Annotated in this window: 9 protein-coding genes and 1 tRNA gene; 1 reads left to right on the forward strand and 9 read right to left on the reverse strand. The window is 69.2% G+C overall.

The genetic code is table 11. From position 1 onward, the window contains the following. Window positions 1-55: 55 nt before the first annotated feature. The 9 genes from E3Z34_RS13270 to E3Z34_RS13310 form a co-directional block, all read right to left on the reverse strand. Complete coding sequence (locus E3Z34_RS13270; protein ID WP_134773988.1) at window positions 56-3,979, reverse strand: DNA-directed RNA polymerase subunit beta'; 3,924 nt, start codon at window positions 3,977-3,979, stop codon at window positions 56-58. Between the two features lie 111 nt (window positions 3,980-4,090). Next, window positions 4,091-7,564: a DNA-directed RNA polymerase subunit beta gene (gene rpoB / locus E3Z34_RS13275; RefSeq protein ID WP_134773989.1), complete on the reverse strand. Its 3,474-nt coding sequence runs from the start codon at window positions 7,562-7,564 to the stop codon at window positions 4,091-4,093. A 461-nt stretch (window positions 7,565-8,025) separates the two neighbouring features. Continuing rightward, the gene (rplL, locus tag E3Z34_RS13280) at window positions 8,026-8,421 is read right to left on the reverse strand and encodes a 50S ribosomal protein L7/L12 (protein ID WP_134773990.1); all 396 of its coding nucleotides are present in this window, start codon (window positions 8,419-8,421) and stop codon (window positions 8,026-8,028) included. Between the two features lie 78 nt (window positions 8,422-8,499). Next, complete coding sequence (gene rplJ / locus E3Z34_RS13285) at window positions 8,500-9,117, reverse strand: 50S ribosomal protein L10 (RefSeq protein WP_134773991.1); 618 nt, start codon at window positions 9,115-9,117, stop codon at window positions 8,500-8,502. Between the two features lie 369 nt (window positions 9,118-9,486). Beyond that, window positions 9,487-10,200 carry a 50S ribosomal protein L1 gene (gene rplA / locus E3Z34_RS13290; protein WP_134773992.1) on the reverse strand — a complete coding sequence of 238 codons (714 nt, stop codon included), beginning with the start codon at window positions 10,198-10,200 and terminating at the stop codon, window positions 9,487-9,489. Window positions 10,201-10,309: 109 nt separating this feature from the next. Beyond that, the gene (gene rplK, locus E3Z34_RS13295; protein ID WP_134773993.1) at window positions 10,310-10,738 is read right to left on the reverse strand and encodes a 50S ribosomal protein L11; all 429 of its coding nucleotides are present in this window, start codon (window positions 10,736-10,738) and stop codon (window positions 10,310-10,312) included. 147 nt (window positions 10,739-10,885) lie between these two features. Beyond that, window positions 10,886-11,749 carry a transcription termination/antitermination protein NusG gene (gene nusG / locus E3Z34_RS13300; protein WP_134773994.1) on the reverse strand — a complete coding sequence of 288 codons (864 nt, stop codon included), beginning with the start codon at window positions 11,747-11,749 and terminating at the stop codon, window positions 10,886-10,888. Between the two features lie 80 nt (window positions 11,750-11,829). Further along, window positions 11,830-12,075: a preprotein translocase subunit SecE gene (gene secE / locus E3Z34_RS13305; RefSeq protein WP_420818955.1), complete on the reverse strand. Its 246-nt coding sequence runs from the start codon at window positions 12,073-12,075 to the stop codon at window positions 11,830-11,832. Window positions 12,076-12,162: 87 nt separating this feature from the next. Continuing rightward, window positions 12,163-12,235 (reverse strand) — tRNA-Trp (locus tag E3Z34_RS13310). Between the two features lie 108 nt (window positions 12,236-12,343). Between E3Z34_RS13310 and E3Z34_RS13315 the strand changes: the two genes are divergently transcribed. Then, window positions 12,344-13,558 carry a pyridoxal phosphate-dependent aminotransferase gene (locus tag E3Z34_RS13315; RefSeq protein WP_158288684.1) on the forward strand — a complete coding sequence of 405 codons (1,215 nt, stop codon included), beginning with the start codon at window positions 12,344-12,346 and terminating at the stop codon, window positions 13,556-13,558. The last annotated feature ends 97 nt before the right edge of the window (window positions 13,559-13,655 follow it).

Below are 13,655 nucleotides of genomic sequence, written 5' to 3' on the forward strand. Positions count from 1 at the left end.
CGAGGGCGGGTATGCCGCGCGAACGGCATACCCGCCCTCGGCGGGACGGACCGGGTCAGTACCGGTCGGTGTCCATCGGCAGGTCGTCGAGGCGGACCGCCTCGCCCGAACCCTGGCCGAACGCCCCGGCGTAGTCGAAGTCCTCGTAGTCGGGGACGGCGTAGGCCGCGGCCTTGGCCTCCTCGGTCGGCTCGACCGTGAGGTTGCGGTAGCGGGGCAGACCGGTCCCGGCCGGGATGAGCTTGCCGAGGATGACGTTCTCCTTCAGGCCCAGCAGCGGGTCGCTCTTGGCCTCCATCGCGGCCTCGGTGAGCACCCGGGTGGTCTCCTGGAAGGAGGCCGCCGAGAGCCACGAGTCGGTCGCGAGCGAGGCCTTGGTGATGCCCATGAGCTCCGGACGTCCGGAGGCGGGACGACCGCCCTCGGCCACGACGCGGCGGTTCTCGGTCTCGAACCGCCCACGCTCGGCGAGGGTGCCGGGCAGCAGCTCGGTGTCGCCGGCCTCGATGATCGTCACCCGGCGCAGCATCTGCCGGACGATGACCTCGATGTGCTTGTCGTGGATCGACACACCCTGCTGCCGGTAGACGCCCTGCACCTGGTCGACCAGGTGCTGCTGGGTCGACCGGGGACCGAGGATGCGCAGGACCTGCTTGGGGTCGATCGCGCCGACCACCATCTGCGTGCCGACCTCGACGTGGTCGCCGTCGGAGACCAGCAGGCGGGACCGCTTGCTGACCGGGTAGGCCTGCTCGTCCGAGCCGTCGTCCGGGGTGAGGACGATCCGACGGGTCTTGTCGGTGTCCTCCACCTGGATGCGACCGGTCGCCTCGGCGATCGGGGCGACCGCCTTGGGCGTCCGCGCCTCGAAGAGCTCGACCACACGCGGCAGACCCTGCGTGATGTCGTCACCCGCCACACCACCGGTGTGGAAGGTCCGCATCGTCAGCTGGGTGCCGGGCTCGCCGATCGACTGGGCCGCGATAATGCCGACCGCCTCACCGATGTCCACGAGCTTGCCGGTCGCCAGCGAGCGGCCGTAGCACTTGGCGCAGGTGCCGACCAGCGACTCGCAGGTCAGGACCGAACGGACCTTGACCTCCTCGACGCCGGCGGCGACGAGCCGGTCGATGACCACGTCGCCCAGGTCCATGCCCGCCTCGGCGAGCACCTCCCCGTCGCGCTCGATGGTCGCGGCCAGGCTGCGGGCGTAGACCGCGGTCTCGACCTCGTCGTGTTCGCGCAGGGTGCCGTCGGCGGCCCGCTGGGCGATCGGCATGACGAAGCCGCGCTCGGTCCCGCAGTCGTGCTCGCGGATGATGACGTCCTGCGACACGTCGACGAGGCGACGGGTGAGGTAGCCCGAGTCGGCCGTCCGCAGCGCGGTGTCGGCCAGACCCTTGCGCGCGCCGTGGGTGGAGATGAAGAACTCCAGGACCGACAGGCCCTCGCGGAAGTTCGACTTGATCGGACGCGGGATGATCTCGCCCTTGGGGTTGGCCATGAGGCCACGCATACCGGCGATCTGACGCAGCTGGAACCAGTTGCCTCGAGCGCCCGAGGTCACCATCCGGTAGATGGTGTTGTCCTTGGGCATCGAGCTCTCCAGCTCCTTGGCGACCTCGTTGGTGGCCTGGGTCCAGATCTCGATGAGCTCCTGACGACGCTCGTCGTCGGTGATGAGACCGCGCTCGTACTGGAGCTGGACCTTGGCCGCCTTGGCCTCGTAGGAGGTGAGGATCTCGGCCTTGCGGTCCGGGGTCTGCACGTCCGAGACGGCCACCGTGGTGCCCGAGCGGGTCGCCCAGTGGAAGCCGGCGTCCTTGAGCGCGTCCAGGCTGGCCGCGACCTGCACCTTGGTGTAGCGCTCGGCGAGGTCGTTGACGATCCCCGACAGCCGCTTCTTGTCCACCACGTCGTTGACGTAGGGGTAGTTCACCGGCAGCGCGTCGTTGAACAGCGCACGGCCCAGCGTGGTCTCCAGCACGAAGCTGGACACGACGCCGTCCTGCGTCACCTCGGCGTCCGGGTCGACCTCGTGGCCGACCGGCGCCGCGGTCTCGGTGAGCCGCAGCCGGATGGGGGTGCCCAGCCCGATCTGGTGGGCGTCGAAGGCCATCCGGGCCTCGGCCACCGAGCCGAAGGACCGCAGCCGGCGGCCGCCGTCCTCGTCGACGAGGTAGGCCGTCTCCGGCTCCTCGAAGGCGTCGGAGGTGAGGTGGAACAGGCCGATGATCATGTCCTGGGTGGGCATGGTCACCGGGCGGCCGTCCGCCGGCTTGAGGATGTTGTTGCTCGACAGCATGAGGATCCGGGCCTCGGCCTGGGCCTCCGCCGACAGCGGCAGGTGCACCGCCATCTGGTCACCGTCGAAGTCGGCGTTGAAGGCGGTGCAGACCAGCGGGTGGATCTGGATCGCCTTGCCCTCGACCAGCTGCGGCTCGAAGGCCTGGATGCCGAGGCGGTGCAGGGTGGGTGCGCGGTTGAGCAGCACGGGGTGGTCGGTGATGACCTCCTCCAGCACGTCCAAGACGACGCTGCGCCCACGCTCCACCATCCGCTTGGCGGACTTGATGTTCTGCGCGTGGTCCAGGTCGACCAGCCGCTTCATGACGAAGGGCTTGAACAGCTCCAGGGCCATCTGCTTGGGCAGGCCGCACTGGTGCAGGCGCAGCTGCGGGCCGACGACGATGACCGAACGGCCCGAGTAGTCGACGCGCTTGCCCAGCAGGTTCTGCCGGAACCGGCCCTGCTTGCCCTTGAGCATGTCGGACAGCGACTTCAGCGGACGGTTGCCCGGCCCGGTGACCGCACGCCCGCGGCGGCCGTTGTCGAACAGCGAGTCCACGGCCTCCTGGAGCATCCGCTTCTCGTTGTTGACGATGATCTCCGGCGCGCCCAGGTCCAGCAGCCGCTTGAGGCGGTTGTTGCGGTTGATGACGCGGCGGTAGAGGTCGTTGAGGTCGGAGGTCGCGAAGCGTCCACCGTCCAGCTGCACCATCGGACGCAGGTCCGGGGGGATGACCGGGACGCAGTCCAGGACCATGCCGGCGGGCTCGTTCTTGGTCTGCTGGAAGCTGGTGACGACCTTCAGACGCTTGATCGCGCGCGTCTTGCGCTGACCCTTGCCGGTGGCGATGATCTCGCGCAGCATCTCGTTCTCGGCCTCGAGGTCGAAGGTCTGCAGGCGCTTCTGCAGCGCCGCGGCCCCCATGCCACCCTCGAAGTACATGCCGAAGCGGTCACGCATCTCGCGGTAGAGGATCTCGTCACCCTCGAGGTCCTGGACCTTGAGGTTGCGGAACCGGTCCCAGACCTGCTCCAGGCGCTCGATCTGCTGGTCGGCGCGGCGGCGGATCTGGTTCATCTCCCGCTCGGCCCCGTCGCGGACCTTGCGCTTGGCGTCCGCCTTGGCACCCTCGGCCTCGAGCTCGGCCAGGTCGCTCTCGAGCTTCCTGGCCCGCTCCTCGACCTCGGAGTCGCGGCGGTTCTCCAACTGCTTCTTCTCGGTCTGGATCTGCGCCTCGAGCGAGGGCAGGTCCTGGTGGCGGGCCTCCTCGTCGACGCTGGTGATCATGTAGGCCGCGAAGTAGATGACCTTCTCCAGATCCTTCGGCGCCAGGTCGAGCAGGTAGCCAAGGCGGGAGGGCACGCCCTTGAAGTACCAGATGTGGGTGACGGGGGCGGCGAGCTCGATGTGGCCCATGCGCTCCCGGCGCACGCCCGCACGGGTCACCTCGACGCCGCAGCGCTCGCAGATGATGCCCTTGAAGCGGACGCGCTTGTACTTGCCGCAGTAGCACTCCCAGTCCCGGGTGGGGCCGAAGATCTTCTCGCAGAAGAGCCCGTCCTTCTCCGGCTTCAGGGTGCGGTAGTTGATGGTCTCGGGCTTCTTGACCTCGCCGTAGGACCAGGTCCGGATGTCGTCCGCGGTGGCCAGGCCGATACGCAGCTCGTCAAAGACGTTGACGTCGAGCACGTGGTTCCTTCTCTCGTGAATCTGAGGAAAAGTGAGTTAAAGGCTGAAGACTGACGTGGAGGCTCCCGCAGGACCGGCGCGCTCGCGCGGAGCCGGCCCTGCGGGCATACCTCAGACTTCCTCGACGGACGAGGGCTCGCGGCGGGACAGGTCGATGCCGAGCTCCTCGGCGGCCCGGAACACCTCGGTGTCGGACTCGCGCAGGTCGACCTGCGTGCCGTCGGCGGAGAGCACCTCGACGTTCAGGCACAGCGACTGCATCTCCTTGATGAGCACCTTGAAGGACTCGGGGATGCCGGGCTCGGGGACGTTGTCACCCTTGACGATGGACTCGTAGACCTTCACGCGGCCCGTGACGTCGTCGGACTTGATCGTCAGCAGCTCCTGCAGGGCGTAGGCGGCGCCGTAGGCCTCCAGCGCCCAGACCTCCATCTCGCCGAACCGCTGACCGCCGAACTGCGCCTTACCGCCCAGCGGCTGCTGGGTGATCATGGAGTAGGGGCCGGTGCTGCGCGCGTGGATCTTGTCGTCCACGAGGTGGTGCAGCTTGAGGACGTACATGTAGCCGACCGAGATCTCCTCCGGGAACGGCTCGCCGGAACGACCGTCGAAGAGCTTGGTCTTGCCCGAGGAGTCGATGAGCCGCTTGCCGTCCCGCGTGGGGCTGGTCGAGTCGAGCAGACCGGCGATCTCCTCCTCACGCGCACCGTCGAAGACCGGGCTGGCCACGCGGGTGCGCGGACCGGCCTCGCGGGCGTCGGCCGGGATGAGCTCGGCCCACTCCGGGTCGCCGTCGATCTTCCAGCCCTGCGCCGCGGCCCAGCCGAGGTGCAGCTCGAGGATCTGGCCGATGTTCATCCGGCCGGGCACGCCCAGCGGGTTGAGGATGACGTCCACGGGGGTGCCGTCCTCGAGGAAGGGCATGTCTTCCACCGGCAGGATGCGGGAGATGACGCCCTTGTTGCCGTGCCGGCCGGCGAGCTTGTCGCCGTCGGTGATCTTGCGCTTGTTCGCGACGTAGACGCGCACCAGCTGGTTGACGCCGGGCGGGAGCTCGTCGCCGTCCTCGCGGTCGAAGACCTTCACGCCGATGACGGTGCCGGTCTCGCCGTGGGGCACCTTCATCGAGGTGTCGCGCACCTCGCGCGCCTTCTCGCCGAAGATGGCGCGCAGCAGGCGCTCCTCCGGGGTCAGCTCGGTCTCCCCCTTCGGGGTGACCTTCCCGACCAGCAGGTCGCCGTCGCGGACCTCGGCACCGATGCGGATGATGCCCCGCTCGTCCAGGTCGGCCAGCACCTCGTCGGAGACGTTCGGGATGTCCCGGGTGATCTCCTCGGGGCCCAGCTTGGTGTCGCGGGCGTCGATCTCGTGCTCCTCGATGTGGATCGAGCTGAGCACGTCGTCCTGCACCAGACGCTGGGAGAGGATGATCGCGTCCTCGTAGTTGTAACCCTCCCACGGCATGAACGCCACGAGCAGGTTGCGGCCCAGGGCCATCTCGCCGCCGTCGGTCGCGGGACCGTCGGCGATCAGCTCCCCGGCCTCGACGCGGTCACCGACGTCGACCCGGACCTGCTGGTTGTAGCAGTTGCCCTGGTTGGAGCGGGTGAACTTGTCGATCTTGTAGGACTGGTAGGTGCCGTCGTCGTTGGCCACGGTGACCAGGTCGGCCGAGACCTCCTGCACGGCGCCCGGCTTGAGCGCACGCACCACGTCGCCGGAGTCCAGCGCGGCGCGGTGCTCCATACCGGTGCCCACCAGCGGAGCCTCGGCGCGCACCAGCGGCACGGCCTGACGCTGCATGTTGGCGCCCATGAGCGCACGGTTGGCGTCGTCGTGCTCCAGGAAGGGGATCATCGCGGTCGCGGCCGACACCATCTGGCGCGCCGAGACGTCCATGTACTCGACCTCACCGGCGGGGACGTCCACGGCCTCGCCCTCACGGGCCCGGACCAGCACGCGCTCGTCCAGGAAGGTGCCGTCGTCGGCCAGGCTCGCGTTGGCCTGGGCGATGACGAAACGGTCCTCCTCGTCGGCGGAGAGGTAGTCGACCTCGTCGGTCACCTTGCCGTCGACGACGCGGCGGTAGGGGGTCTCGACGAAACCGAAGGGGTTGATCCGGCCGTAGGAGGCCAGCGACCCGATAAGACCGATGTTGGGACCCTCGGGGGTCTCGATCGGGCACATGCGGCCGTAGTGCGAGGGGTGGACGTCACGGACCTCCATGCCCGCACGGTCACGGGACAGACCACCGGGGCCCAGGGCCGACAGACGACGCTTGTGCGTCAGGCCCGCGAGCGGGTTGTTCTGGTCCATGAACTGCGAGAGCTGGCTGGTGCCGAAGAACTCCTTGATGGAGGCCACGACCGGCCGGATGTTGATCAGCGTCTGCGGCGTGATCGCCTCGACGTCCTGGGTGGTCATCCGCTCGCGCACGACGCGCTCCATCCGGGACAGGCCGGTGCGGACCTGGTTCTGGATGAGCTCGCCGACGCTGCGCAGACGACGGTTGCCGAAGTGGTCGATGTCGTCCACCTCGACCAGGACGTCCCCGGCCGGCATCGGCAGGGAGGTCTCGCCGGCGTGCAGCGCGACGAGGTACTTGATCGTGGCGACGACGTCGTCGATGCGCAGCACCGACTCCTCCAGCCCGGCCTGCAGACCCAGCTTCTTGTTCACCTTGTAGCGACCGACCTTGGCCAGGTCGTAGCGCTTGGTGTTGAAGTACAGGTTGTCCAGCAGGGTCTGGGCCGCCTCCTTGGTCGGGGGCTCCCCCGGACGCAGCTTGCGGTAGATGTCGAGCAGCGCCTCGTCCTGGTTGGTGGTGTGGTCCTTCTCCAGGGTGAGCCGCATCGACTCGTAGTCGCCGAACTCCTCCAGGATGCGGTCGTTGCTCCACCCGAGGGCCTTGAGCAGGACCGTGACGCTCTGCTTGCGCTTGCGGTCGACGCGCACGCCCACCTGGTCACGCTTGTCGATCTCGAACTCCAGCCACGCACCCCGGCTCGGGATGACCTTGGCGGAGAAGACGTCCTTGTCGGAGGTCTTGTCCAGGCTGCGCTCGAAGTAGACGCCAGGGGAGCGGACGAGCTGGGAGACGACGACCCGCTCGGTGCCGTTGACGATGAAGGTGCCGCGGGGGGTCATGAGCGGGAAGTCGCCCATGAAGACCGTCTGGCTCTTGATCTCACCGGTCTGGTTGTTGATGAACTCCGCCGTGACGAACAGCGGGGCGGAGTAGGTCATGTCCTTCTCCTGGCACTCCTCCACGGAGTACTTCTGCTCCTCGAACCGGTGGTCCCGGAAGCTGAGGGACATGGAGCCGGAGAAATCCTCGATCGGGGAGATCTCCTCGAAGATCTCCTCCAGACCGGAGGCGGTGGGGATGTCGTTGCGACCCTCGGCCTGGGCGGCGGCGACCCGCGCCTGCCAGGCCTCGTTGCCGAGGAGCCAGTCGAAGCTCTCCGTCTGGAGGGCCAGGAGGTCAGGGACCTCCAGGGGCTCCCGGATCTTAGCGAAGCTCAACCGGCCGGAGGCGGTCTGAGCAGTGGACACCGTCTTCTTCGCAGTGCGCGAGGCAGCCAAGGATTGGTCCTTCCACGGGCCTTAATGTGTGCAGCGGTCAAGCGGGACCCGGACCTGCGTCGCGCCCCGATGCACCGCGGCAGCACGATCCGGACGGGAGGATCGGCGAGCTCGGCGGGTGGATGGGGGGTTGGGGGCAAGTGCAGGGTAGCGCAAAGATACACCTTACACGCTGAAACACCCGTCGTCCAACTTCGGTCACGACGGGTCGCCGCGGACGTCGGGGCCGGCGTCGGGAGCGGCCGCGCTCCCGGTGTGTCCCGGCTCCGTCCAGGGACGGATGCGTGAGTCGATGGTGCGCCCTGACCAGGCCCCCCGTCAAGCCGGAGCGCCGTGCGGCGCGCCGGACGGCACCGCATACCGGCCCCGGACGCGGACGAGGGCGGGGCCGGCACCTCGCGGTGCGGCCCCGCCCTCGGCGGAGCGTCCGGTCGGCGTCCGAGGACGCCGACCGGCGCGGCTCACTTGAGCGTGACGGTGGCGCCAGCGCCCTCGAGCTGCTCCTTGGCCTTGTTGGCGGTGTCCTTGTCGACCTTCTCCAGGACCGGCTTGGGAGCGCCGTCGACGAGGTCCTTGGCCTCCTTCAGACCGAGGGAGGTCAGCGCGCGGACCTCCTTGATGACCTGGATCTTCTTGTCACCGGCGGCCTCGAGGACGACGTCGAACTCGTCCTGCTCCTCCGCAGCGGCGCCGGCGTCGCCACCGGCGGCGGCCGGGGCGCCCGCAGCCGCGACGGCGACCGGGGCGGCGGCGGTGACCTCGAAGGTGTCCTCGAAGGCCTTGACGAACTCGGACAGCTCGATGAGGGTCATCTCCTTGAACTGGTCAAGGAGCTCCTCGGTGCTCAGCTTTGCCATGATGGCGTCCTTTCTACTTCTTGCCGTGAGTGGCGTGTCGGGGTTGTACCGACCGGTGGGTGCGAGGCACCCGCGCGGTCAGCTGTCGTCGCCACCCTCGGCGGCGTCAGGGGTGGCCTCGGCGTCAGCCTCGGCCGGTGCGGCGTCGGCGGATGCCTCGGCCACGGGGGCGGGACCGCCCTGCTCCTCCACCTTCGCGCGCAGCGCGTCGACGACCCGGGCGGTCTGCGACAGCGGGGCGGCGAAGAGGTAGACAGCCTTGCTCAGGTTCGCCTTCATGGCGCCGGCGAGCTTGGCCAGCAGGACCTCGCGGGACTCGAGGTCCGCGAGCGTGGTGATCTCGGTGGGCGACAACGGCTTGCCGTCGAGCACACCACCCTTGATGACCAGGGCCGGGTTGGCCTTGGCGAAGTCACGCAGACCCTTGGCCGCCTCGACCGGGTCACCGGTGACGAAGGCGATGGCCGTGGGGCCGACCAGGTGCTCGTCGAGGCCTTCGATGCCGGCCTCGGCAGCAGCACGCTTGGTCAGCGTGTTCTTCACCACGGCGTAGGTGGCGTGCTCACGCATGGAGTTGCGCAGGGTGGTGATCTGAGCCACCGACAGTCCGCGGTACTCCGTGAGCACGGCCGCACCGGAGCTGCGGAACTTCTCCGTCAGCTCGGCGATGGCAGCTGCCTTCTCGGGCGTCGCCATGCTGGCCTCCTTCACGTCGTGGTGCCGGCTACCCTCCGGGCCCGACACGAAAAAGCCCCGGCGCAGGCGCACCGGGGCTCGACTCTGCGCATCCAAGGATGCGGGGTCTGGCTGGTCCTCCTGCGCTGGTCGCCCCCTCGTGGGAACCTTCGGCCGGCGCTCCCCGTGCTCTCTCGAACGCGGGCACGCCGACAACCGGCGGTCTTGGGTATGCAGCAAGGCTACGCCATCGCGGCCCTCCACCCAAATCGCTGCGCGGGCCCGCGATCCCGCGCAGGCACCGCGCACCCGCCGCGGGGCCCACGCACGAAGGCCCCCGACCGCGGCGGTCGGGGGCCCTCGTCATACCTCACGTGGTGAGGCGGGTGCTCACTCGGCGGCGGTGTCCGCGACGCTGCCCACGCGGGCCGGGTCCACCGGGATGCCGGGGCCCATCGTCGTGGCGATCGTCGCCTTGGTGACGTAGCGACCCTTGGAGGCCGACGGCTTGAGCCGCAGGACCTCGTCGATCGCGGCCCCGTAGTTCTCCACCAGCTTGGCCTCGTCGAAGGAGGCCTTGCCGATGATGAAGTGGAGGTTGCCGTGCTTGTCGACACGGAACTCGATCTTGCCGCCCTTGATGTCGGTGACCGCCTTGGCGGTGTCCATCGTGACGGTCCCGGTCTTCGGGTTCGGCATCAGGCCGCGGGGGCCGAGCACCTTGCCGAGCCGGCCGACCTTGCCCATGAGGTCCGGGGTGGCCACGACCGCGTCGAAGTCGGTCCAGCCACCGCCGATCTTCTCGATCAGGTCGTCGGACCCGACGTGGTCGGCGCCGGCCTCGCGGGCCGCCTCGGCCTTGTCGCCGTTGGCCAGCACGACCACCCGGGCGGTCTTGCCGGTGCCGTTGGGCAGGTTGACGGTGCCGCGGACCAGCTGGTCGGCCTTGCGGGGGTCGACGCCGAGGCGCAGGGCGACCTCCAGCGTCGAGTCGTACTTCGTGCTCGCGGTCTCCTTGGCCAGACGGACGGCCTCACGGGGGGTGTAGAGGCGGCCCTCCTCGATCTTCTCGGCCGCGGCGCGGTACGCCTTGCTGCGCTTCATCAGAACTCCTTGCGGTGCGTGGTACGTGGAGCTGTGGTCGGACGGGCCAGCGCAGGCCCTGCCACAGGTGAGGCGTGCCGCCCCCTCGCGGGGCGGCATACCTCGGGCGTCACTGGACGGTGATGCCCATCGAACGAGCAGTGCCGGCGATGATCCGCTTGGCCATGTCGACGTCGTTCGCGTTGAGGTCCTGCATCTTCATCTCGGCGATCTCGGTCAGCTGCGCGTCGGTCAGCGTGGCGACCTTGGTCTTGTGGGGCTCGCCGGAGCCCTTCTGCACACCAGCGGCCTTCTTGATGAGCTCGGCAGCCGGCGGGGTCTTGGTGACGAAGGTGAACGAGCGGTCCTCGTAGACCGTGATCTCGACCGGGATGACGTTGCCACGCTGGGACTCGGTCGCGGCGTTGTAGGCCTTGACGAACTCCATGATGTTGACACCGTGCTGACCCAGCGCGGGACCGACCGGCGGCGCGGGGGTGGCCGCACCGGCCTGGATCTGCAGCTTGATGAAGCCGGAGACCTTCTTCTTGGGGGGCATGTGCCTCTCCTTGGGGGTTGTGGGCCGACGCCGTGGGCGATGACCCGGTTGCATCACGAGGACGGAGCCCTCGTGATCCGGGGCCGTCCACGGCCCCGAAGTCTGTATGAGGTGGTGCGGCGGAGCCGCTCCTCGCCGCGCGGCGCCCTAGAGCTTCGCGACCTGGTTGAACGACAGCTCGACGGGGGTCTCGCGGCCGAAGATCGAGACGAGCACCTTGAGCTTGTGGCTCTCGGGGATGATCTCGGAGATGGTGGCGGGCAGGGTCTCGAAGGGACCCTCCATGACGGTGACCGACTCCCCGACCTCGAAGTCGACCTGCGGGGCGCTCGCGCCGCCGCCACCGCCCGCGGCAGCCTGGTCACCCTTGCCGGCGGCGGGGGCCGGGGCGGCGAAGGTGGGCGCCAGCATGGAGACGACCTCGTCGATCGACAGCGGCACCGGCTGGTGGGCGTTGCCGACGAAGCCGGTGACACCCGGCGTGTGGCGGACGGCGCCCCAGGACTCGTCGGACAGCTCCATACGGACCAGCACGTAGCCGGGCATGCGCACGCGACGCACCTGCTTGCGCTGGCCGTTCTTGATCTCGGTCACCTCCTCCATGGGGACCTCCACCTCGAAGATGTAGTCCTCCATGTTGAGGCTGGTGATGCGGGTCTCCAGGTTGTGCTTGACCCGGTTCTCGTAGCCCGCGTAGGAGTGGATGACGTACCAGTCGCCGTACTTGCCGCGCAGCACGGACTTGAACTCCTCGAGCGGGTCGACGACCTCGGCCTCGGCGTCCGCGTCAGCGGCGACCTCGTCCCCGGAGGTCTCATCGGCGGCCGGGGAGGAGGGGACGGGCTCGGTGGTGACCTCGTCGGTGTCGGCGAGAGCGTCCTCGGGGGTGCCGGGGTCGGCGGCGTCGGGCTGGTCGTCGGCGTCGTCGAAGCGCTGGGCGGCCTCGAGGTCGGCAGCCTGCACGGTCTGCTCGGCCGTGACCTCGTCGTGGTCAGGGGTCTGATCGGACATGCCCTACTTCCTCGTTCGTGCTCGGGTCGGGCGGCGCGGGGCGCCACCTCGGGATCAGAGGGGTCAGCCTCCGAGGACGGTCAGTCCCCGAAGATGAAGCCGACGACCCCCTGGAACAGTTGGTCCAGGCCGAAGATGTAGGCCATCATCACGCACACGAAGACGAAGACGACGATCGTGTAGGTGATCAGCTCCTGCCGCGTCGGCTGGACGACCTTGCGCAGCTCGGCCATGACCTGCGCCACGAAGGTCGCCGGGCGGGGCGGCTGGCCGGAGCCAGGCTGGCTGCTGCGAGCCACACCCTCGGTGTCGGCGGAGTTCGCCACGGGGAGCCTTCCTTACGCTGGTCACTTGGTCTCGACTGGCGCGGCGGGCCGGGGCAGGAAGCCTGCCGCCCGTCCGACGCCGGTGCGCAGGGCAAGAGGGACTCGAACCCCCAACCGCCGGTTTTGGAGACCGGTGCTCTACCAATTGAGCTATTGCCCTCCGGATGCTCACGCGTCCACCAGCCGTTGGGAGGCAGGCTCACGCACGGTGCGAACACCCGAACGGTCAGTCTACGGGACGCCCGGGGCAGGTGCAAAGATGGGCCCTGTGAGCGAGCAGACGACACAGACCAGGCCCCGGATCTCTCGCCGGATCGGCGCCATCGCCGAGTCCGCCACCCTGGCGGTCGACGCCAGGGCCAAGGCGCTCAAGGCGCAGGGGCGGCCGGTCATCGGCTTCGGCGCCGGCGAGCCCGACTTCCCCACGCCCGACTACATCGTCGAGGCTGCGGTGGCGGCCGCCCGCAACCCGGTGAACCACCGCTACTCCCCCGCCGGCGGGCTCCCCGACCTCAAGGCCGCGATCGCCGCCAAGACGCAGCGCGACTCGGGGTATGCCGTGGAGCCGGCCAACGTCATGGTGACCAACGGCGGCAAGCAGGCGGTCTACAACACCTTCGCCGCGCTCCTCGACCCCGGTGACGAGGTCATCCTGCCCACGCCCTACTGGACGACCTACCCGGAGGCCATCCGGCTGGCCGGAGGGGTGCCCGTCGAGGTCTTCGCCGGCGCCGACGCGGCATACCTCGTGAGCGTGGACCAGCTGGAGGCCGCCCGGACGCCGGCGACCAAGGTGCTCCTGTTCTGCTCCCCCTCCAACCCCACCGGGGCGGTCTACCCGCCCGAGCAGGTGGAGGCCATCGGCCGGTGGGCGCTGGAGCACGGCATCTGGGTGGTCACCGACGAGATCTACGAGCACCTCCTCTACGACGGTGCCCGGGCCCCGTCGATGCCGGTCCTCGTCCCCGAGCTCGCCGACACCTGCGTGGTCCTCAACGGTGTGGCCAAGACCTACGCCATGACCGGGTGGCGGGTGGGCTGGATGATCGGCCCGACGGACGTCGTCAAGGCCGCGACCAACCTGCAGAGCCACGCCACCTCCAACGTCGCCAACGTCTCCCAGTGGGCCGCGATCGCCGCGCTGGAGGGGTCGCTGGAGGCGGTGGACGAGATGCGGGCGGCCTTCGACCGCCGCCGGCGGCTCATCGTCGACATGCTCAACGCGATCGAGGGCGTGCACTGCCCGGTCCCCCAGGGCGCCTTCTACGCCTACCCCTCCGTCGAGGGCGTGCTGGGCCGCTCGATCCGCGGCCGCACCCCGCAGACCTCCGCCGAGCTGGCCGAGCTCATCCTCGACGAGGTCGAGGTCGCCGTCGTGCCGGGCGAGGCCTTCGGCCCCAGCGGCTACCTCCGCCTCAGCTACGCCCTGGGCGACGAGGACCTCACCGAGGGCGTCACCCGCATCCAGACCCTGCTCGGCTGACCCCACCCCCCTGCACTACCGACCGGACGCGCGTTCCTGACGCTTTTCCACAGGTATGGGGCTCCACGCCCTGTGGACATCTGTCAGGAACGCGCGT

Origin of the sequence: Ornithinimicrobium flavum, from assembly GCF_004526345.1 — a bacterium.
In the GTDB taxonomy this organism is placed as follows: Bacteria; Actinomycetota; Actinomycetes; order Actinomycetales; family Dermatophilaceae; genus Ornithinicoccus; species Ornithinicoccus flavus.

Bases quoted from the DNA above. Each gene is read 5' to 3' on its own strand.
- rplJ (WP_134773991.1), bottom strand. From the start codon at position 9,117: ATGGCGACGCCCGAGAAGGCAGCTGCCATCGCCGAGCTGACGGAGAAG.
- rplK (WP_134773993.1), bottom strand. From the start codon at position 10,738: ATGCCCCCCAAGAAGAAGGTCTCCGGCTTCATCAAGCTGCAGATCCAG.
- nusG (WP_134773994.1), bottom strand. From the start codon at position 11,749: ATGTCCGATCAGACCCCTGACCACGACGAGGTCACGGCCGAGCAGACC.
- rplA (WP_134773992.1), bottom strand. From the start codon at position 10,200: ATGAAGCGCAGCAAGGCGTACCGCGCCGCGGCCGAGAAGATCGAGGAG.
- rplL (WP_134773990.1), bottom strand. From the start codon at position 8,421: ATGGCAAAGCTGAGCACCGAGGAGCTCCTTGACCAGTTCAAGGAGATG.